Source organism: Streptomyces sp. NPDC000345 (assembly GCF_042898825.1).
Taxonomy (GTDB): domain Bacteria; phylum Actinomycetota; class Actinomycetes; order Streptomycetales; family Streptomycetaceae; genus Streptomyces.
Map to the genome: position 1 here is coordinate 282,496 of NZ_JBIAZE010000007.1, position 19,337 is coordinate 301,832.

A 19,337-nucleotide genomic window follows, 5' to 3' on the forward strand; every position below is an offset into this window, starting at 1 on the left:
GCTGGATGCCGGCAGATCGCGGCGGGAGCGGTGCCCTGACGAGCGCGGGAGGCAACGGGCGACCTGTGGACCGCCCTCGCCCGACTCGCCCAGCTCACCCGATCGCCCTACTCGCCCGACTCGCCCGACTCGCCCGACTCGCCCGACTCGCCCGCAAGCAACCTCTTCCCCTGAAGGAGACACCGCCCCGTGCCCGACATCCCCTGGGACACCATCGCCCGGCTCGCCCGCCGCTTCGACGCTCACGACACCGCTCTCGGCCTGGCTCCGGAGGAGCAGTGGAGCCTGCAGGTCCTCAAGATCGCCGAGGAGACCGGGGAAGCGTCCCAAGCGGTCATCGGAGCCCGCGGGACCAACCCCCGGAAGGGGACCTCGCCGTGGGACGACGCGCATGCGGAAGTCGCGGACGTGGCCATCACGGCACTGGTCGCCCTGGCCCGCATGCGCCCGGACGACGCCGCGGAGTACCTCGACCGGCACCTGACCGCCAAGTCGGCGAAGTTCCTGCACGCGGGTCCCACGGCCCTCCCCGACCCGGCGGAACCCGCGTGAGCGGCTGGCGCGAGTCCCCCACCGAGGCTCGTGCCGGACTGCCGGACCAATGACCGGCAGTCCGCGGCGAGGCCTCGCGCTCGCGTCGGCCTGCTCGGGACGGAAGACGGCCTCGCCGTAGCGGCCGCAGGCCGGCGCGTCCCCGCGCGGAGCGCCGGTCACGTCGCGCTCGTCGGATGGTTTCATGGCCGGACCTCTTCACGCGGTGGAGCGGTGCCGGGCGACCGGACCGAGGCGGGCCGCCGCCCGACCCGATTCTCCGTCGGCGGCAGCCCGCACGGCCGCGGCGCGCCGCGCGTGAGCCGTTCGAGCCGGGGGTCGCTCTCTTCGAGGGCGCTCGGTCTCGGGCGGTGCCGACATGAGGGATGTCGGGTGCGCGGGGGTGGGCGGGGGGTGAGCGGGCCCTGGGGTCCAGCGGCGTCTCTCACCGTGACCGTCGTATCCGGTCGAGGACGTCGTCCCAGCTCAGGTGGGTGCCCTCCGTGCCGGCGGGTACGGCGGTTGCCGGCAGCGGTTCGGCCACGGCCACACCATGGCGCCGCTGCTCCCGGCGAACCGCCGTCAGCCACGTGGCCGGCGCCGCCTTGGCGGCGGCGTAGTCCGCCATCCGCCCCGGTGCCGCCTCGGCCACGACCCCGGTGACGGCCGCCAGGACACCGCCCTCGGAAACACGTGCCGAGGCGGCGCGCAGGAACGCCATGGGGGCCAGGGCGTTGACCGCCGCCAGGTGTTCGGACACCGCGTCGCCCACCTCCCGGGCCGGCCCGAAGGCGGCGACCCCGACGCACACGACGACCGCATCCAGGCCGTCCGGCTCTGCAGCCGCCCAGTCGACCGTCTGTGCGCAGGAGTCGAGGTCCCAGGCGTCGAAGGCGCGGGTGGGAGCGTCCACGCACGCCGCCGAGACGCGCGCGAGCGGATCGTGGTCGCGCCCGGCGAGTGCCAGGCGGGCGCCGAGGGTGTGCAGGCGGGCGGCGAGCGCCCCTCCGATCTCCCCGGTGGCGCCGGGCACCAGGATGCGAGAACCTCGTATGTCCATCCCGCAGCCTCCCGGCTCGTCCATGACCGGTCGAACGGTCGCCCCGCGTCCGGTCGTGCATGACCAGTCGCCGACCGGCCTGTGACCGGTCTCCCCTGTGGTTCCGCAGTCGGCCGCCGACCGGATGCAGTCGGGGGGCGGGCGCCCCGGACGGCCACACCGACCCGCACGGCGCGGTCTCGGTCCCTGCATCCGTGGGGCGTACTGGCGCGGAACAGAAGATGCCGGAAGCGGCATGGCGACCGGCGGACGAATGACGGAAACGGAGACCGTTGTGATCGAAGTCGAGCGAGTGATGACAGTGGATCAGCCGTTGGCCGATGTCGTGGGCTTCCTTGCCGATTTCTCGAACACCGAGATGTGGGACCCGGGCACCGTCGCCTGCGACCGGGTCGGCGGCGGAGCCCTGTCCGTGGGATCGGAATGGCGCAACGTGTCGGAGTTCCGGGGCCGCCGCACCGAGCTGCGCTACCGGCTGGTCCGGTTCGATCCCGACCACCTGACCTTCGTGGGCGAGAACAAGACGGCCACCTCCACCGACGACCTGCGCTTCGAGGACGACGGCGGACGCACACGGCTGACCTACCGGGCGCGCGTCGAATTCAACGGACTGGCGCGCATGGCCACTCCCCTGCTCAAACGGGAGTTCGAGCGGATCGGCGACGAGGTGTCCGAACGCCTGCCCGAGGCCCTCGACCGCGCCCTGGGCACCCCGCCGCCCGGAGGAGGCCGCCCCCAGTGACCACGAGGCACGGAGCGGGCTCACCCCGAGCGGTGGGCAGGGCCCGCCTCCCCAAAGTCGTCTCCCCGTGGACGTGAGCGAGCCGGATGAGGAGGTGTCCCCGGAGGCCGGCGTGACCACCGGTTCCCTCGCCAGACGGCTGGGCGTCTCGCCCACGACCCTGCGTTCCTGGGACCGCAGGTACGGCCTGGGCCCGGCTGCCCGGGCGAAGGGGCGGCATCGCCGGTGGATGCCCGACGACATCGCCACGGTCCTCGAAATGTGCCGCCTGACGGCCGCCGGGATTCCACCCGCGGAAGCCGCGAGGGCGGCGAAGGCCGCGGAAGCCGCGAGGGGAGCGAAGGGCACGAAGGAGCGAGCCGACGAGAGCGGGACCCGGCACGCGCCGGCCCCGCTCCCACGGCCCGCCAGCGGTTTCGCAGCGGCTCCGGCAGCCGTACCCGCGCCCCTCCCCGTGCCCGCCCGCGCCTCGCGGTCCGGCAGCGGCCTGCCCCTGGGCCATGTCCGCCAGGAGTGCAGGGGCCTCGCACGGGCCGCCGTCCGACTGGACGCCGTCGCCGTCCAGGAACTTCTCACGGCGGCGGTCCGCACCCACGGGATGGTCGTCACGTGGGAGGAGATCGTGGCTCCGGCCCTCCAGGCCGTCGGGCGCAAGTGGCAGTCGGCGGGTGAGCGCTACGTGGAGGTGGAACACCTTCTGTCGTGGCACATCTCGGCGACGATCCGTCATGTCTACGTCTGTGCCGCCTCCGCCCGGACGGCGTCGCGGTCGGCGCCGGTCATCCTGGCGTGTGTGCCGGGCGAGCAGCACACTCTCCCGCTCGAGGCGCTCAACGCGGCGCTCGCGGAGCGCGCTGTCACGACCCTCATGCTGGGCAGCGCCGTCCCGGCCGAAGCACTGGTGGCAGCGGTGCAGCGCGTAGGTCCGAGTGGCGTGGTCCTGTGGTCGCAGTCGGCCGCCACGGCCAACATCCCGTTGGCGCACCATGTCGCTGCGACCCGCTGGGGCGTCCGGGGGGCGCGGACCCGGAGCCGGGTTCTTCTCACCGGTCCCGGCTGGCGGCGGACGCAGCCCTGCGGACTGCCGCGTCCGCGTGACCTGCGAGAGGCCCTGAGCATGCTCGACGCGCAGGACCTCGGCAATCCTCTGGCCCTGGACGCCTGAGCCCACGCCTCGTCCGCTCGGGCGGCAGGGACTCGGGCAGCAGGGAGGGGTACGTCGTCCCCGCCCGGCGTGGGCGTCGTCCCCGTCCGGCGTGGGGGGCGGGGGCGACGTACCGGCCGGCACCGGCCGAGTCCCCTCGCCTACTCCACGGGCTGCGCGTTCGCCGTGGTGAGCGCCTGCGGAGGAGCCGAGCCGCCCGCGGGCAGCGGATATCCCTCGCCCCGCTCCCGGCGGCGCGCCGCGAGGGATTCGCGGGCCGCCTCACGGGCGTGACGGCGACGCCAGTACGGGTTGTCGTGCGGCAGTTTGCCGGACACACGCCCGTACATGCCGAAGGTCAGAATGATCAGCCCCATGACGAAGCTGAACATGACGTTGGTCATCCCGAAGTCCAGGATGTTGGCCGGCCGGTCGAGGACGAAGATGTGCGCGAAACCGCTCAGCAGGAACAGGGCGCCGACGGTCATGTTGAGCGTCGACGCGAAGTTTCCGCCCACGATGCCGCCGACGACGAGGGACAGGCCCACGACGACGGAGATCAGGCTCAGTACACCGTTGGTCGACATGCCCGCGATGTGCTCCCCGCTGGTGCTGAACGGGCTGAGCTCGTCGGCGAACCCGAGGGCGCCGAAGACGAGCAGGGTCAGCCCGCAGAAGGCGGCGCCGTACCGGTAGACCGTGGCGAGCCGGTGATCCACGGGGAGTTCGTCGCTGAGTTTCATGGCGAATCCTTTCCCGATGCGTGAACGCGTCGCCGCGTCCCGCGGAGCAGCGCCGGGGGTCGGCCACGCACGAGACCATTCACCACAAAAGCACCGTTCGGTTGCACTCGGTACCGAGGTTTGACGCGGTGGCGGTCGGCTGCGGGCGGGATCCGGTGCCGCCCCCGGGCACCCTCCCCGAGGGCCGCCACGAGGCTTGATCACTCCTTGCCGCGGACCACCGCGACGGGGCAGTGCGCGTGGTGCAGCACAGCCTGGCTGACCGAGCCGAGCAGCAGACCGGCGAAACCACCCCGCCCGCGGGCACCGACCACGACCAGCTGCGCCTCCCGGCCGGCGTCGATCAGGGCCGGGCGGATGCGGGAACGCAGCAGCCGCCGTTCCACGGCGACCTCCGGGAAGACCTCCTGCCAGGAGGCCACGGCCTCGTCCAGCACGTGCTGCTCGGCCGCACGGAGATGCTCTTCATCCGTCACCACGGCGGTCAGAGGGTCGCCCGGGCCTTCGTAGGCCCGCTCGCTCCAGGTGTTCCACACGTGCACGGCCACCAGCGGTGCCTTGCGCAGCGCGGCCTCGGCGAACGCGAACTCCACCGCCGCCTCGCCGGCCGGGGAACCGTCCACCGCCAGCACCACCGCACCGGCCGGATCGGGGCGTCCGCGCACCACCATCAACGGGCAGTGGCCGTGTGCGGCCAGCTGCACCGCCGTCGAACCGAGCAGCAGCCCCGCGAAGCTGCCCACGCCCCGGCTGCCGACCACCGCCAGCGCCGCCGAACGCGACTCGATCTCCAGCACCTCGAGCGCCTCGCCGGCCGCCACCGACCGGGTGATCTCGATGCCCGGCGCCACCGCCTGCGCCCGTTCCTCGGCGCGGACCAGCGCCCCGTGCACCATCGGCTCCAGACCATGGTCGGCCGGGTTCCACGGCGGGGCTCCCGTCGGCAGGTGTCCGGGCGCATGCCCGAACGCGTGCACGATCCGCAGCGCCGCTCCGCGCAGGTGCGCCTCCCGGGCCGCGACATCGACGGCGGCCAGGCTGGACGCGGAACCGTCCACACCCACGATCACCGGATCACTCACTGCGTTCTCCCATCCCACAGCGCCGTCGAGGCGCGTCCGCTTCCGTTCCCAGCATCAGGGCCGCAGCTCGCCACGGCCACAGGCCGTCCGGCCGTACGAGGGACCGTTCGGCCCTGCCGCCCCGCACACCGCCGGTGACCGGGACGCCGGCCGTCGAACGGTACGCACGGCGCCTCGCTGTCCGACTCGGGAACCCGCCTGCCGCTCCCGCGCTCGGGCGGCGACCGGACCCGACCGGCAGGTCCGGCGTACGGCCCGGGCGGCGGGGACCGTTCGTCCCCTGGCGTGAGGGCCGAACGGTGCGCTGTGCTGGAGGGGACAGAAGCGAAGGTCGTCGCAATCGGACGGACCGAGGTGCGCCATGGACAACCCCACCGGAATCACCGTCACGGCACGGCTGCGCCGTCTGACCGGCGCGGTCGTGTCCCCACGGCTGGAACCCGCGCTCCTGGCCGTCACGGCGGCTGCTCTGACGGCCGGCGGCATCGCCTGGCTCGTCGGGGCCGGTGACCTCGCGGACCTCTTCTGGGGCCTGGGCACGATCTCCGCCGTCGTACCCGCGATCGGGTGGGTGGTGGACGCGCTGCGGCACGGGCGTGCGGGCGTGGACCTGATCGCCGTGCTGGCCCTGGGCGGCACCCTGGCCGTGGGCGAGTATGTGGCCGGGGCGCTGATCGCGCTGATGCTCGCCACCGGCCGCACCCTGGAGGCCGCCGCCCAGCGGCGTGCCTCCCACGACCTGCGCGCCCTGCTGGAACACGCGCCGCGCTCCGCCCGCCGTCGCACGGACGGAGGGGTGGACACGGTGCCGCTGGCCGAGGTCGGTGCCGGCGATCTGCTCGTCGTGGGTCCCGGCGAAGTCGTCCCCGTCGACGGCCGGGTGGAGAGCGCCACCGCCGTCCTCGACGAATCGGTGCTCACCGGTGAGCCCCTCCAGGTGGAACGGCCGCAGGGCGAAGCGGTCCGCAGCGGTGTGGTCAACGCGGGCGGCGCCTTCGAACTGCGCGCGACCGCGACCGCGCAGGACAGCACCTACGCGGGCATCGTCCGCCTCGCCCAGCAGGCCGGGGCGGAGTCCGCGCCCGTGGTGCGGCTGGCCGACCGTTACGCGGCCTGGTTCCTTCCCCTGTCCCTCGTGGTGGCGGGACTTGCCTGGCTGATCAGCGGGTCCGCGGTACGGGCGGTCGCGGTCCTGGTGGTCGCGACCCCGTGCCCCCTGCTGCTGGCCGCGCCGGTCGCGATCGTCTCCGGTCTCTCCCGGGCCTCCCGGCTCGGCGTGGTGATCCGCGACGGCGGCGCCCTGGAGAACCTGGGCCGGGCCCGCACCCTGCTGCTGGACAAGACGGGCACCCTCACCGGCGGCCGTCCCCGCGTCCTGGACGTGACCGCAGCGCCCGGCGGCAAGCCCGCGGAGGTGCTCCGCCTGGCGGCGTCCCTCGACCAGTACTCGCCGCACGTCCTCGCCCACGCCATCGTCGACACCGCCCGGGAACGCAAGCTGGAGCTGTCGGTTCCGTCGGACGTCACCGAGGAACCCGGACGGGGTGCCTCGGGCACCGTGGACGGTCACCGGGTCTACGTCGGCCGTCTCGACCCCTCGGACGTCCGGCCTTCCTGGGCCCGCGCCGTCGACAACCGTGCCCTGCTCGACGGCGCTGCCGTCGCCTGGCTGACCGTCGACGGACAGCCGGCCGGCGCCGTCCTGCTGCGCGACCCGGTACGGCCCGACGCGCCCCGCACCCTGCGTCATCTGCGGGCCGCGGGCATCGAACGGCTGATGATGCTCACCGGCGACCGCGCCGAACCCGCCCGCGAGGTCGCCGCCGTCCTCGGTCTCGACGACGTGCGCGCCGAGCTCAGCCCGGCCGGCAAGGTCGCCGTCGTGCGCGCCGAGCGTGACCGCGCGGTCACCGTGATGGTCGGCGACGGCGTCAACGACGCACCCGCCCTCGCCGCCGCCGACATCGGCGTGGCCATGGGGGCGCGGGGTTCCACCGCCTCCTCCGAGGCCGCCGACATCGTCCTGACCACCGACCGCGTCGACCGTCTGGCCGACGCCGTCTCCATCGCCGTACGGGCCCGTCGCATCGCCGTGCAGAGCGCGCTCGGCGGCATGCTGATGTCGCTCGCCGCCATGGCCGTGGCCGCCTTCGGTCTTCTGCCGCCCGCCGCCGGCGCGTTGCTCCAGGAGGGCATCGACGTCGCGGTCATCCTCAACGCCCTGCGCGCCCTGCGCGTCGACCAGGCCGCGCGGCCGGCCCTCACGCCCGGTGCCGAGGCACTCATCCACCGCTTCGCGGCAGAGCACGACGACCTCCAGGACGTCCTGGAAGCCGTGCGGGACGCCGCCGACCGGCTGTCCGACGACCCCGGTCCCAAGGCCCTCTCGGCGGTCGAGGAGACCCACCGGCTGCTCACCGAACGGCTGTTGCCGCACGAGTACGCCGAAGAGCATCAGCTCTACCCCGCCCTGGCCCCCGCCCTCGGCGGCCCCGAGGCCACCGCCACCATGAGCCGGGCCCACGCCGAGATCGAACGCCTCTCGCGGCGCATCGCCACCCACCTGCAACTGGCCCACGCCGACGGCGGTCTCACCCCCGGCCAGCTCGACGATCTGCGCTCCAGCCTCTACGGCCTGAACACCGTGCTGCGCCTGCACTTCACCCAGGAGGAGGAGAACTACTTCTCGCTGGCTCCGTGAGCCCGACCGGGCCCGGGGACGCGGGAGGGAAGTCATCGGGCCGCGCGTGCGGCGCGGGGGCGTCCGCCCTGCCGGGGTTCCCGTCGCCCGGCGCCGCCTCACGGGAGGCGGGGCCGGGCGACGAGGTCAGGAGGCGGGGGGAAACGCCGACGTGGTGTCAGTCGGCCGAGGGGGTGAGCCGTACGGGCAGTTCGAAGAGGTCGTTCTGGGTGACCACGGGCTTGTTCCGCAGAGCCGACGGCGGCACCGCGAGGTCGAGTCCGGGGAAGCGGGCGTACAGCGCGGGCAGCGCCACGCCCGCTTCCAGGCGGGAGAGGGCCGCGCCGGGGCAGACGTGCGGGCCGTGGCCGAAGGAAATGTGGCGCGTCCGGGTCTCGCGGGTGATGTCGAAGTCACCGGCGGTGGGGCCGTGCGCCTCTTCGTCGCGGCCTATCGCGCCGTAGGAGACGATGAGCGCGTCGCCCGCCGGGAGAACCCGGTCGCCGACCGGCACGTCCTCGGCCGCGAACCGGATCAGCACGTGCGAGGTCGGGGTCGACCAGCGCAGGGTCTCCTCGATCACCGCCGACCAGTCCGCCGCACCCGAGAGGACCAGCGCGCGCTGCTCGGGGTGGGTGGAGAGGTTGACCACGGCGTTGACGATGAGGGAGATGGTCGTCTCGTGGCCGGCGGCGACCATGAGCTGGAGGGTGGAGACGATCTCCTCGTCGGTGAGCCGGTCGCCGTCCTCCGAGGCCTGGATCAGCGCGCTGGTCAGGTCGTCGCCGGGCGCGGCCTTCTTCGCGGCGACCGTCTCGGCCATGATCCCCGCCAGTTCGACGAGGGTGGCGACGACCTCCTCGGGCGGGGTCTGGGTGGAGAAGAACTTCTCGAACAGCTCCTTCAGCCGCGGCAGCCGGCTCTCCTCGATGCCCATGAGGTCGGCGACGACGTACATGGGCAGCGGGTAGGCGAACTCCGCCTTGAGGTCGACGACGTCGGCGTCGGCGGGCAGCCGGTCCAGCAGCTGCTCGGTGAGCTCGGTGATCCGCTTGCGCAGGGTCTCCACCCGGCGCGGGGTGAGGGCCTGGGCGACGAGGCCGCGGAGTCTGCGGTGGTCGGCGCCGTCCACGGTCAGCATGGAGCGGCCGGGGTTGGCCAGACCGATCAGGGGCCAGTCGGGCGGGATCTCGCCGCGCTGCCAGGCACCCCACACCTCGATGTCCTTGACCAGGCGGGGGTCCGTCAGCAGCGCCTTGGCCTCGGCGTGCCGGGTGACGGCCCAGACGGGCACTCCCCCGGGCAGCTCGACCGCGGCCAGCGGCCCGGCCGCGCGCAGCCTTGCGCTCTCACCGTCCAGGTCGGTGACGAACGGATCCAGGGCGATGCGCAGCTCTTCGGTGCCGGACGTCATGATCAGTTGCCTCCCAGGGCAGGGGTCGGGGTGAACCGCACGGGCAGTTCCGTCAGCCCGCGCAGCCAGGGCGAGGGGCGGCGGGTCAGGGAGTCGGCGGGGACGTCGAGGTCGATGTCGGGCAGCCGGTCCAGGACGACCTCGATGGCGGTCCGGGCGGTCACCTCGGCGATCTCCTGGGCCGGGAACGGGCAGCGGTGCTCGCCGTGGCCGAAGGAGAAGTGGGCGTTGTTGCCGCCGGTGAGGTCGCCGCCGACGGGACGCACCTGGGGGTCGGAGTTGGCCGCCTGGAGGCCGAGGAGGAGCAGGTCTCCGGCGCGGATGTGCTGTCCGCCGAGGTGGGTGTCGCGGGAGGCCCAGCGGCCGGCGACGTTCTGGGTGGGCGTGTCCTCCCACAGGACCTCGTTCATCGCCTCCGCGACGCTGTTGCGGCCGCCGAAGAGGGAGGCGGCGAATCGGGAGTCGGTGAGCATCAGCCGCAGGGAGTTGCCGATCCAGTCGGCGGTGGGCTGGTGCCCGGCCGCCATCATCACCATCAGGTCCTGGACGATCTCCTCGTCGGTGAAGCCGCTGGGGTCGGCCAGCATGCGGGAGACCACGTCGTCGGCGGGCGCGGCCCGGCGGGCGGCGAGCAACTCGCCCATGGAGGTGGCGAGATGGCTCTGGCCGGCGAGGGCGCGTTCCCGGCCGTCGATCATGTCGTTCAGCGTGGTGACCAGGCCCGGCCCCTCCTCGTCGGAGAAGCCGTACAGCCGTGCCAGCACGCGGACGGGCAGCAGCATGGCGTACTGGCCGATGAGGTCGGCGGTGCCCCTGGCGCAGACCGCGTCGATCAGTTCGTCGGCGAACCGCTCGGCGTGGCGGCGCAGTCGGGTGGGGTCGCTCGCCTCCAGCGCGTTGCTGATCATGGCGGCGCGTTGACGGTGGCGGTCGCCGACCGTGTACAGGATCGACGGCTGCTTGCGGCCGATCATCGGCAGCAGGGGCCAGTCGCCGGGGATGGTGTCCCACTGGTTCCACAGGTCGGAGTCGCGGCTGAACAGGACGGGGTCACCCGTGACCTGGTGCAGTTCGCGGTAGCCGAGGACGAGCCAGGCGGGGACTCCGCCGTCCAGCAGGACGGGGGTGACGGCACCGTGCTCGGCGCGCATCTCCCGGTACAGCCGGGCGGGTTCGGTCTGGAAGCGCGGTCCGCTGAGCGGAACGGCGTCGGTGCTCACGCGAACTCCCGTGGTGATGCGGCGGCGTGGGCCGTCTGTCCGGCGTACCGGCTCTGGATGTGCTGGACGAGCGTGATGAGGACCTGCTTGCTGGACTCCCGGGAGCGGGCGTCGCAGTCGACCAGCGGCACCTGCGGGTCGAGGTCCAGGGCCGCGCGGACGTCGTCGTGGGGGTGGCGGGGGCCGCCGAAGTCGTTGCAGGCCACGATGAACGGCGTACCGTGCCGTTCCAGCCGGTCGATCGCGTACCAGGAGTCGTCGATCCGGCGGGTGTCGACGAGGACGACCGCGCCGAGGGTGCCGGAGAACAGCCGGTCCCACAGGAACCAGAAGCGTTCCTGGCCCGGCGCGCCGAAGAGGTACAGCACGTTGCGGGCGTCGAGGGTGATCCGGCCGAAGTCGAAGGCCACGGTGGTCGACGTCTTCCCGCGGATCTCGCTGATGTCGTCGACCGTCTCGCCGGCCCTCGTCATCGTCTCCTCGGTGTTGAGGGGACGGATCTCGCTGACCGAACGGACCATGGTCGTCTTTCCGACACCGAAGCCGCCCACGACGACGATCTTCAGACCGTTGTCGGCGGAGGCGCCGAGGGGCGTACGCGCCTCAGAGGTTGCGGAGTCCAACGAGCACCTGCTCCAGGATGTCGGGGTCGGGAAGGACCGAGCTGCGGGGATGGCGGGCGCTGACCCGGCCCGCGGCGAGCAGGTCGGACAGCAGGATCTTGGTGATGCTCACGGGAAGCCGCAGTTCGGCGGCGACCTCCACCACGGCGGTGGGTGCCTGCACCAGGGTGAGGATCGCCGCGTGCTCGGACTGCATGCCGGGGGTGGCGTCGCTCTCGGCCACCACCAGCGTCACCAGGTCGAAGGGACTGTCGGGCCCGGACCGGCTGCGTCCCCCGGTGAGGGTGTAGAGCCGGTCGGGGGCGTCGTCCCTGCCCGGCCGCTTCATGCCGTGCGGGGCTGGGCCGTCAGATGTTCCCCGAGCTGTTCCACCAGCTCGCTCATGTTGTGCCCGACGAGACCGGGTTCGGCCTCCTCGGTGGTGACCACGGCCAGGTGGGCGCCTTCGCCGGCCTCCACGATGAACAGGGTGCCGCCGTAGAACTCGGTCATCGAGGAGCGCACGCCTCCGCTGCCGTCCCCGAACTCGACCGACGCGCCGTGCGAGAGCGACTGGATCCCGGCGGCGATGGCGGCGAGCTGGTCTGCCTGGTCGACGGTCAGTTCCGGGGTCCGGCACAGCTTCAGCCCGTCGCGGGAGAGCACGAGGGCGTGCCGGGCGCCCGGGGTGCGCTCCAGGAGCCCTTCGATGAGCCAGGTGAGCTTCTCGTCGACGGTCGTCGTGCCGGTCATGAGGTGGTGTCGCCTTCCGGGTGCGAGGGGGTGGGTCTGTCGGGGGTCGTCTCGGTGCGGGGGGCCGGCGTGGTGTGCGGGTCGCCGGTGCCGGCCGGCAGCGGGTGGCCGCCGGTGCGCTCCGCCGGGTCACCGGCGCGGACCGCCTGGCGGAAGGCGCCGAAGCGGCTGGCGCGGGCGCGGATGTCCTCGGGCGCGCTGGTGGGGCGCCGGGTGGCCTGGGCGGCCCGTGCACTCTCGGCGGCGGCCAGGGTGCGGCCGCGCCGGCGCTTGGGCAGGCCGCCCGCCTCCGGGGTGGCGCCGGTCTCCTCGTGGGGCTGGGTCCGGTCCGGGGACGGGGCGGCTTCGGAAGGTGCCGGGGTGCCGCGGTCCGCGTTCGGGACGCGGGTCGGGGCGCTGTGCGGGCGGGGGTCCGCGGGCAGCTGTACCGGGCTCGGCGCCGGGGTGAGGATGTCCTGGGGAATGAGCATGAGCACCCCGGTGCCGCCCCGGGCGGAGGGCCGGAAGGACACCTTCATGCCGTGCTTGCGCGAGAGGCGTCCGACGACGGCCAGGCCGAGCCGGGTGCCGGTGAGTCCGCCGAGCCCGGCCACGTCGCCGGCCACGGCCTGTTCGGCGCGTCGCAGCTGGACGTCGCTCATGACCAGCCCGCTGTCCTCCACCGAGACGATGGCGCCGGCGGGCACTTCCTCGACGTAGACGTGCACTTCGGCGTTGGGGGGCGAGAAGTTCGCGGCGTTGTCGAGCAGTTCGGCGAGCGCGTGCATCACGCCCTCGGCCGCGTGCCCGGCGACGGCGACGTCGCTGACGGAGTGCAGGCGGATGCGCTGGTAGCCGCTGATCCGGCCCATGGCGCCGCGCAGGATGGACTCCATGGAGATGGGGCGCGCCCAACGGCGTCCCGATCGGGCGCCGGTGAGCACGGCGATGGAGTCGGCGAGGCGGCCGGCCTGTGCCGTGCGGTGGTCCAGGTGCAGCAGGTCGGCGAGGACGTCCTCGTCGCTGTGCCGCTCCTCCATGGCGCGCAGGTCGGCCAGGGTGCCGGTGGCCAGGGCCTGCATCCGGGCGGCGGCGTTGGCGGTGGCCGCGACGGCGGTGTCGCGTTCGCCGACGGCGCGGGCGAGTTGCTCGGAGAGGCTGCGCACCTCCGCCGCGAGCCGGGCCCGTTCGACCTCCGCCTCCTTGGCGCGCAGGGCGCGCTCCCGGGTGAACTCCTCGGCGAGCCGGGCTCGTTCGTGGGCGGCGGCGTCGGTGTGCCGTTGGTGTTCACGGCGCCACTGCTCGGCCTGGAGGTCGCGCTCGCGGGTGACCCGCTCGGTGTCGGCGGTCATCGTCCGCAGCGCGGCGCGCGCGGCTCGTACGGACCGCCGCGCCCGTACGGCGACGGTGACCGCCGTGCAGAGCAGGACCCCGGCGATCGCGCCGCCCCCGCCCACGATCGTCCGTGCCGACGCGGGCACGGAGGTGACGGCCCATATGACGGCGAGGGCGGCGAGGGCCGCGGTCAGCAGCGGGAGGGCAAGCAGCGAGCGAACGGTGGATCGTTCGTCGGAAGGGGCGGGCGCGGTCATCGCTCAGGTCCTTGGGAGGCCGTTCGAAAACACGGCCCTTGTGTGATCCTAGGGGGCGGATTGTGCACAGAAATCTGTAGTCATTGATCAACCGGGCGTCACTATACGAGAGTTTTGATCACTCTCAACAGGGTTGGGCCTTTTCACAGGAACCACTTCGGCGGAGAGGCGCCGGAACGGCGCGGGAGGCGGGTCCCGGAGCCGGCCGACGCCGGTACGGTCCGGCCTCGGGCCGGACCGCTCACCGCGCGCTATCCCCCGCTGGACCGCTTGGCCGCCGGGTGGAAGTTGATGCGCTCGCTGCTGACGGGGAAGCCGGCCTTGGCGAAGTTCGCGGCCATCGGGAAGTTGCCCCGGTCGGTCGCTCCGCTGACGAACTCCGCGCCCTGCTCGACGAGGAAGCGGGTGCACTCCGCGAGGAGGTCGTAGGCGTAGCCGCGACCGCGCTGTTCCGGGACGACTCCGATGAAGCCGATGGTCGGGCCGGAGGGGTTGTGGGCCGGGATGTGGATGCCGGCCAGGTCGCCCTCCGGCGTGTGCGCGACCTGCCACCACTCCCGTGGGGAGGGGCACCAGTGGAAGAAGTCGAGTTCCTCCTGGGCGGCCCGGTCGAGGCCGCCCTCCTCGATGGCCCTGAGCGCATGGGCGTCCAGGGTGACGGAGTGGATGCGGCGCAACGCGTCGAAGAACACGGAGTCGTCGGGTTCGGCGCCGAAGCGCAGGCGTCCGGGCCGCTCGGGCAGGCCTCGCTGCGGGGTCCAGCGGTACAGGAAGCGTTCCACCAGGAGTTCGTACCCGGCTGCTCGTGCGGCGCCGAAGCGTGCCTCGGCGGCGGCGCGCAGGTCTGGCTCGTCCCGCCAGCCGCCTGGCAGGTTGATCTCGAGTTCGACCTGCCAGGGAGCGGAGCGCAGGAGTTCGGCCCCGGCCTCCTCCTCGCCCTCGGCCACGTCGAACCAGTTGATGTTGACGGGCTCCGAGTCGTCGGGGCCGCCCCACCACGCGCCGCGGGCGACGACCTCGCCGTCGCGCAGGGCGACGCGCTTCCAGTCGGGGCAGAACCGGGTGCGCCGATGGCCCTCACGGGCGCCCAGCGGGTCGGGGAGTGCGTCGAAGAGATGGGCATCGCTCGTGGAGAGCGTGCGGATGACCGGATCGGTCATGGATTCCTCCGGGATTCCGACTGAATGGAGCGCTCCCGGTCAGAACTCACGGACCACGCCGGGACAGCGGAAAAGGGAGCGCTGGAAAGGGGTGAACCGCACGGCACTCGCCTCCTTCCGACCGTCTCAGGGCGTGGAGCCACACAGTAACCGATCCGTCGATGGACCGCCCCATCTCCTGTGCCTGCACGCTGTCGTGACGAGGCGTCAGAGAAAGTGGCGGCCCTCGCCGCGATAGGTGGGCACGGTCTCGACCACCCGGCCGCCCTGGACCAGGTGCAGTTCGCCCACGCGCTCGCACATCTCACCGGCCTTGGCGTGCCGGAACCACACCCGGTCACCGAGGCGCAGGGTGTGCGCGGATTTGCCGAGGACCGGCGTCTGCACCTCGCCGGCTCCTTCCGTGGCGGTCACGCGCAGCCCCGGAGGCCAGGCCAGACTGGGCAGACGGTCCTTGCCCGCGGGTCCGGACGCCACCCAGCCACCGCCCAGGACCGTCGCGATCGACGACGACGGCCGGCGTACGACGGGGAGCACGAAGAAGGCCGCCGGCGCGGGACGGAAGGACCGGTAGAAGTCGAACAGCCCTGGGCCGTAGAGGCCGGAGCCCGCGGCGAGTTCGGTGACGGCGGCCTCCCGGGTGGTGGTCTCCAGGCTGCCCGTGCCGCCGGCGTTGACGAATCGGATCGGTGCGTGGGCCCTGACGGCGTCGACCACCGCCGCGCGCCGCCGGAGCAGGTCCGCGGCGGAGGAGCCCTGCATGCGGCGGATCGCGGCCCGCCTGAGCCACGAGCCGGGCTGGTCGTCTCCGACACCGGCGATCTGCCCTTCGTAGGCCATGATCCCGGACAGTTCGAAACCGCGACGGGCCGTCACCTTGCGCGCGAACCCGGCCGCCTGGCGAGGCGTGCGGAGAGGGGATCTGCGCGGGCCCAGGTGCACGCGGCCGCCGGCCAGGCGCAGGCCGCAGTCCAGTTCCATGCAGACGCGGAGGGGTGCGCGGCGGGAGCCGGTCACCTCGTCGATCAGGTCGAGATGGTCGACGGAGTCCACCATGAGGGTGATCCGCGAGGCGAGTCGCTCGTCACCGGCCAGCGTCCGCAGCGCCGGGCGGTCGGTGGTGGGGTAGCCGAGCACGACGTCGTCGAACTCCTCGGCCAGCCACAGCGCCTCCGGCAGGGTGAAACCGAGGATGCCGTCGAATCCGGGGCGGGCCAGTGCGCGCCGGATGAGCGCACGGGAGCGCAGGGACTTGCTGGCCAGGCGGATCGGCTTGCCGTCCGCGCGGCGTTCGAGATCCCCGGCATTGGTGTCGAAGGCGTCCAGATCGACGACGCCGAACGGGGGTTCCAGCCCGGCGGTCGCCCGCTGCAGGCGGTCGAACTGCTCCCGGTCCGTGCGCGGGGAGCGGGCGGGGCGGAAGGGCCCGCGTGCCCCCGCGGTGGCTTCGGCGGAAGGCCGGCCGGTCTTGAGATGCACTCTGGCTCCCGAGGGGCTCAGGGGGTGGTGCCGTCACGATCGCCCACCACCCGAAGTAAGTCAACCGTCTTGGACACGTGACTCACTTCTCGTCCGAACGCCCGCCCGTCCGCCGGGACCGCCCTCGGCGGGTGACTATCCTGGCGGCGAACTCACAGGCAGAAGGAGGAGACGACGTGCCCCGCATGGCGGCGAGCGACCGCAGGGCCGAGCTCCTGGAGGCGGCGATCCGGGTGATGGCGCGCGACGGGGTGGCCAAGGCCACGACCCGTGCGATCGTCAACGAGGCCGGCATGACCCTCGGGGCGTTCCACTACTGCTTCGAGTCACGGGCGCACATGCTCGAACTCGTCACCGCGACGCTCACCGAGCGGTACGTCGCGGACGTACGCAACCTGTTCGCGCCCCAGAAGAACATCCGCGACAGCGTCCTGGACAGTCTGCACGCCTTCTGGAAGGGGTTCGAAGCGAACCCCGGCGAACACCAGATCAGCTACGAACTCACCCAGTACGCCCTGCGCAACCCAGGCTTCGAGAACGTCGCGAAGCGCCAGTACGAGATCTTTCTGCAGGCCTTCGGCTCCCTCCTCGACCTCGCGGCCCGCAACGCCGGCATCGCGTGGACGCAGCCCGTACCGATTCTCGCGCGGTACGTCCTCTCCGTGATCGACGGCCTCAACCTGGTCTGGCTCGTCGATCGCAACACCGATCACAGCCGAGCGGTCCTCGACATGCTCGCCGGTCACCTGCTCCAGCACGCCCGTCCGCTGGAGGCATGACCTCCGTCGGAGGCATGACCTCCGCGCTCGTCTTCCAGCGCCGGCCGGCCCGTGGCTGGGCGTCCGGCGCGCACCGTCCTGCCCCGGCGCACCTTGTCAGGGGCGAAGGAGCGGCACCCAGCGCCGCTCCGACTCGTCATACGCGGAACCGCTGTCCGCTCTGATGTCCGCCAGCGGCACCCACGCGTCGTCCGGCTCCCACGCGGCGCCGCAGGTCGCCTGAACGCCGGCGACGGTGGCCCCCCTGCTCATGATCTGCTGAGCCCCGGCGGGGGTTCCGGCAGCGGTGTCCGTCTCCTCTCAACTGCCGTACGCGCAGGCGCCGTCGGCGGGAGCCGGTCGCCCCCGCCGTCCCGGCCGGCCGAGGATCACCGGACGCGCCGCAGGGCCCACTCCAGTGACGTACGGAAGACGTCCTCCACCTCGTCCTCGGGCAGCCCGTGCCACACATGGTCCGCTCCGGGGACGACCCGCAGCCGCGCCGGGGCGCCCACCTCTGCGAGCCGGGCGGCAAGGCGGCGGCTGTGGTCGCAGTCGACCATCGTGTCGCTCTCGCCGTGCATGAGGAGGAAGGGGGGTGCGCCGGGGTGCACCCGGTGGAGCGGGCTGGCCTGGGCGGCGCGTTCCGCGAGCATGGCGGGGGCGCCTCCCAGCAGCAGCGCCTCGGGACTGTGCGGGTTGTCGCCGTCCAGGGTGAGATCGCTGGGCGCGTACCAGACGACGGCTCCGCTCACGGCGGGCGGGTCGTCGGCGAGCGCCAGCAGGGCGGCGAGGTGCCCGCCCGCCGACTCCCCCCACACCACGGTGCGGGCGGCGTCGATCCCGAGTTCGTCGGAGCGTCGGGCGATCCAGGCCAGGGCGTCCCGCAGATCGTCCAGCGGGGCGGGGAAGACCGCTTCGCCGCTGAGCCGGTAGTCGGCCGACGCCACGGCGAAGCCGGACGCCGCGATGCGGGCGAACGGACCGGGGGTCCAGCCGCGCGTGCGGTGGCCCATGTCCTCCCGGCGGCCCCTGCGCCAGGCCCCGCCGTGCACGAAGAACAGCAGGGGAAGGGGGCCGGCGCCGGCGTTCTCGGGGAGCCACAGGTCGAGTTCGAGGGGGCGTACCCCCGGCAGCTCCGCGTAGGGCACGCCCCGCAGGAGACGGACACCGGGGCCGGCCGGGGCCGCCGGGGGCAGGGGCGCCCGGTCCGGGTGGGGCGCGGCGACGAGCGAGCGCAGGTCCGGCGTGGCGGTCACGTCGTACGCCACTGGTGGCCGGGCAGGAACCGTACGTCGTGTTCGGTGGGCACGGTCGCGAATTTCTGCGGCTCGGGGACGTAGGGCGTCTCGGGCATGCCGAACGCCTCGACGGGCGTCCCCAGCCGCTCGAAGAACCGCTCGAACGTGCCGCCGGGGCCGGCGGCGACGCCGATGATGCGGCTGCCGTGCCGCTCGATGCGGTAGGCGTGGGGGCAGTTCTTGGGTACGAAGCCGAAGTCGCCGCTGGTGAGCAGCTTCTCGTACTGTTCCCCGGCCGTGTCCTCCACGAAGAGGCGTACGGCCCCGTCCGTCACGAAGAAGACCTCGTAGGTGCCGGCGTGCAGATGCGCCGGGATCGTGTCGCCCTTGGGGCCCTCGCAGGTGAAGAAGTTGAAGGTGTTCTCGGTCTGTTCGCCGCCCGCGTACACGGTGAAGAGGTCGGTGAAGAGGTGGGCCCGGTCTCCCATGCCCTTCTCGATGAAGTAGGGCTTGCCCTGCTCGGGAGGGATCCGCGAGGCACGGCGGTAGCGGGTGGCGTACTCGATGGTCACGGGTTCTCCAGCGGTCGACTCCGGGGGAATGTCAGGTAGCCTGACATAACGGGTGCGGGCGGAGCAAGGCCTATGCTCGTTCTCGCCTTCGAGAGCTGAGGAGCGCATGGACGCCGGACGCCGCAATCTGCCGCAGTTGCTGGGCGAAGCCCGCCGGTGGTTCGAGGAGGGGCTGCTCGCCGCCCTGGAGGAGGGGCGGTCCGAGCAGGTCTCGATGACGCAGTTGCAGCTCTTCGCGGTCCTCGACGACCAGGGCACGACCGTCTCGGAGCTGGCCCGGCGCATGGGCGTCACCCGGCAGACGGCGCATCAGGCGGCGCACAGCCTGGTCGCGGCCGGACTGCTCGAACAGGTGCCCCACCCCGGGTCCGCCCGCCAGAAACTCATCCGGCGTACGGCGGCCGGCCGTCGTGCGCACGAGGAGGCGACCGCGATGCTCGAGGAGCTGGAGCGCGTTCTGGCCTCCCGCATCGGACCGGACGGCGTGCTGGCGCTGCGGGAGATTCTCGAGAAGCCCTGGGGGCGCCCGCCGGGGCGGACCACGACCGGCGGACAGGCGACGTGAAGCGGGCGGGGTGAGGGCCG

19 protein-coding genes are annotated in these 19,337 nt (G+C 73.1%); 6 read left to right on the forward strand and 13 right to left on the reverse strand.

Features of this window, described 5'->3' with window-relative positions; genetic code table 11:
- Positions 1–189 precede the first annotated feature (189 nt).
- Positions 190–552, forward strand: a complete 363-nt coding sequence (locus ACFY30_RS19270; RefSeq protein ID WP_390846360.1) for a MazG-like family protein — start codon at positions 190–192, stop codon at positions 550–552.
- 424 nt (positions 553–976) lie between these two features.
- On the opposite strand, the gene ACFY30_RS19275 is transcribed toward ACFY30_RS19270, so the two are convergent.
- The gene (locus ACFY30_RS19275) at positions 977–1,591 is read right to left on the reverse strand and encodes an SDR family NAD(P)-dependent oxidoreductase (protein WP_390846361.1); all 615 of its coding nucleotides are present in this window, start codon (positions 1,589–1,591) and stop codon (positions 977–979) included.
- Positions 1,592–1,865: 274 nt separating this feature from the next.
- Here ACFY30_RS19275 and ACFY30_RS19280 point away from each other — a divergent pair, with 274 nt between their 5' ends.
- The gene (locus tag ACFY30_RS19280; protein WP_390846506.1) at positions 1,866–2,333 is read left to right on the forward strand and encodes an SRPBCC family protein; all 468 of its coding nucleotides are present in this window, start codon (positions 1,866–1,868) and stop codon (positions 2,331–2,333) included.
- A 73-nt stretch (positions 2,334–2,406) separates the two neighbouring features.
- Positions 2,407–3,498, forward strand: a complete 1,092-nt coding sequence (locus ACFY30_RS19285; RefSeq protein ID WP_390846362.1) for a MerR family transcriptional regulator — start codon at positions 2,407–2,409, stop codon at positions 3,496–3,498.
- Between the two features lie 140 nt (positions 3,499–3,638).
- Here the strand turns inward: ACFY30_RS19285 and ACFY30_RS19290 are convergent, their stop codons facing one another.
- Both ACFY30_RS19290 and ACFY30_RS19295 read right to left on the reverse strand, forming a co-directional pair.
- The gene (locus ACFY30_RS19290; protein WP_390846363.1) at positions 3,639–4,220 is read right to left on the reverse strand and encodes a DUF4383 domain-containing protein; all 582 of its coding nucleotides are present in this window, start codon (positions 4,218–4,220) and stop codon (positions 3,639–3,641) included.
- 200 nt (positions 4,221–4,420) lie between these two features.
- The gene (locus ACFY30_RS19295; protein WP_390846364.1) at positions 4,421–5,302 is read right to left on the reverse strand and encodes a universal stress protein; all 882 of its coding nucleotides are present in this window, start codon (positions 5,300–5,302) and stop codon (positions 4,421–4,423) included.
- Positions 5,303–5,663: 361 nt separating this feature from the next.
- Between ACFY30_RS19295 and ACFY30_RS19300 the strand changes: the two genes are divergently transcribed.
- On the forward strand, positions 5,664–8,003 hold the full coding sequence (locus tag ACFY30_RS19300; protein ID WP_390846365.1) for a heavy metal translocating P-type ATPase: 2,340 nt from the start codon (positions 5,664–5,666) through the stop codon (positions 8,001–8,003).
- A 157-nt stretch (positions 8,004–8,160) separates the two neighbouring features.
- Here ACFY30_RS19300 and ACFY30_RS19305 read toward each other — a convergent pair whose 3' ends face one another.
- The 8 genes from ACFY30_RS19305 to ACFY30_RS19340 all read right to left on the reverse strand — a co-directional run bounded on the left by ACFY30_RS19305 (position 8,161) and on the right by ACFY30_RS19340 (position 16,076).
- Positions 8,161–9,396, reverse strand: a complete 1,236-nt coding sequence (locus ACFY30_RS19305; RefSeq protein WP_390846366.1) for a cytochrome P450 — start codon at positions 9,394–9,396, stop codon at positions 8,161–8,163.
- Positions 9,397–9,398: 2 nt separating this feature from the next.
- Complete coding sequence (locus ACFY30_RS19310) at positions 9,399–10,616, reverse strand: cytochrome P450 (protein WP_390846367.1); 1,218 nt, start codon at positions 10,614–10,616, stop codon at positions 9,399–9,401.
- The gene (locus ACFY30_RS19315) at positions 10,613–11,239 is read right to left on the reverse strand and encodes an ATP/GTP-binding protein (protein ID WP_390846368.1); all 627 of its coding nucleotides are present in this window, start codon (positions 11,237–11,239) and stop codon (positions 10,613–10,615) included. The genes ACFY30_RS19310 and ACFY30_RS19315 overlap by 4 nt, the downstream gene beginning before the upstream one ends.
- A complete protein-coding gene (locus tag ACFY30_RS19320; RefSeq protein ID WP_390846369.1) occupies positions 11,220–11,567 on the reverse strand; it encodes a DUF742 domain-containing protein in 348 nt (115 codons plus the stop codon). Before ACFY30_RS19320 ends, ACFY30_RS19315 begins: the two co-directional genes overlap by 20 nt.
- Complete coding sequence (locus tag ACFY30_RS19325; protein ID WP_390661587.1) at positions 11,564–11,971, reverse strand: roadblock/LC7 domain-containing protein; 408 nt, start codon at positions 11,969–11,971, stop codon at positions 11,564–11,566. Before ACFY30_RS19325 ends, ACFY30_RS19320 begins: the two co-directional genes overlap by 4 nt.
- Complete coding sequence (locus ACFY30_RS19330; RefSeq protein WP_390846370.1) at positions 11,968–13,542, reverse strand: ATP-binding protein; 1,575 nt, start codon at positions 13,540–13,542, stop codon at positions 11,968–11,970. Before ACFY30_RS19330 ends, ACFY30_RS19325 begins: the two co-directional genes overlap by 4 nt.
- A 251-nt stretch (positions 13,543–13,793) precedes the next feature.
- Positions 13,794–14,702: a GNAT family N-acetyltransferase gene (locus ACFY30_RS19335; RefSeq protein ID WP_390846371.1), complete on the reverse strand. Its 909-nt coding sequence runs from the start codon at positions 14,700–14,702 to the stop codon at positions 13,794–13,796.
- 207 nt (positions 14,703–14,909) lie between these two features.
- Positions 14,910–16,076: an amino acid deaminase/aldolase gene (locus ACFY30_RS19340; RefSeq protein ID WP_390846507.1), complete on the reverse strand. Its 1,167-nt coding sequence runs from the start codon at positions 16,074–16,076 to the stop codon at positions 14,910–14,912.
- A gap of 290 nt (positions 16,077–16,366) precedes the next feature.
- On the opposite strand from ACFY30_RS19340, the gene ACFY30_RS19345 reads away from it, so the two are divergent.
- Positions 16,367–16,960, forward strand: a complete 594-nt coding sequence (locus ACFY30_RS19345; RefSeq protein WP_390846508.1) for a TetR/AcrR family transcriptional regulator — start codon at positions 16,367–16,369, stop codon at positions 16,958–16,960.
- Positions 16,961–17,328: 368 nt separating this feature from the next.
- On the opposite strand, the gene ACFY30_RS19350 is transcribed toward ACFY30_RS19345, so the two are convergent.
- Entirely contained in the window at positions 17,329–18,198 is an 870-nt protein-coding gene (locus ACFY30_RS19350) for an alpha/beta hydrolase fold domain-containing protein (RefSeq protein WP_390846372.1), read from the reverse strand.
- Positions 18,195–18,752: a quercetin 2,3-dioxygenase gene (locus ACFY30_RS19355; protein WP_390846373.1), complete on the reverse strand. Its 558-nt coding sequence runs from the start codon at positions 18,750–18,752 to the stop codon at positions 18,195–18,197. The genes ACFY30_RS19350 and ACFY30_RS19355 overlap by 4 nt, the downstream gene beginning before the upstream one ends.
- 106 nt (positions 18,753–18,858) lie before the next feature.
- Here ACFY30_RS19355 and ACFY30_RS19360 point away from each other — a divergent pair, with 106 nt between their 5' ends.
- Complete coding sequence (locus ACFY30_RS19360) at positions 18,859–19,317, forward strand: MarR family winged helix-turn-helix transcriptional regulator (RefSeq protein ID WP_390846374.1); 459 nt, start codon at positions 18,859–18,861, stop codon at positions 19,315–19,317.
- Positions 19,318–19,337 lie beyond the last annotated feature (20 nt).

Excerpts from the sequence above, each read along its gene's own strand:
- ACFY30_RS19300 (WP_390846365.1), top strand. The coding sequence starts at position 5,664 with ATGGACAACCCCACCGGAATCACCGTCACGGCACGGCTGCGCCGTCTG.
- ACFY30_RS19305 (WP_390846366.1), bottom strand. The coding sequence starts at position 9,396 with ATGACGTCCGGCACCGAAGAGCTGCGCATCGCCCTGGATCCGTTCGTC.
- ACFY30_RS19290 (WP_390846363.1), bottom strand. The coding sequence starts at position 4,220 with ATGAAACTCAGCGACGAACTCCCCGTGGATCACCGGCTCGCCACGGTC.
- ACFY30_RS19330 (WP_390846370.1), bottom strand. The coding sequence starts at position 13,542 with ATGACCGCGCCCGCCCCTTCCGACGAACGATCCACCGTTCGCTCGCTG.
- ACFY30_RS19325 (WP_390661587.1), bottom strand. The coding sequence starts at position 11,971 with ATGACCGGCACGACGACCGTCGACGAGAAGCTCACCTGGCTCATCGAA.
- ACFY30_RS19335 (WP_390846371.1), bottom strand. The coding sequence starts at position 14,702 with ATGACCGATCCGGTCATCCGCACGCTCTCCACGAGCGATGCCCATCTC.
- ACFY30_RS19345 (WP_390846508.1), top strand. The coding sequence starts at position 16,367 with ATGGCGGCGAGCGACCGCAGGGCCGAGCTCCTGGAGGCGGCGATCCGG.
- ACFY30_RS19275 (WP_390846361.1), bottom strand. The coding sequence starts at position 1,591 with ATGGACATACGAGGTTCTCGCATCCTGGTGCCCGGCGCCACCGGGGAG.
- ACFY30_RS19320 (WP_390846369.1), bottom strand. The coding sequence starts at position 11,567 with ATGAAGCGGCCGGGCAGGGACGACGCCCCCGACCGGCTCTACACCCTC.
- ACFY30_RS19360 (WP_390846374.1), top strand. The coding sequence starts at position 18,859 with ATGGACGCCGGACGCCGCAATCTGCCGCAGTTGCTGGGCGAAGCCCGC.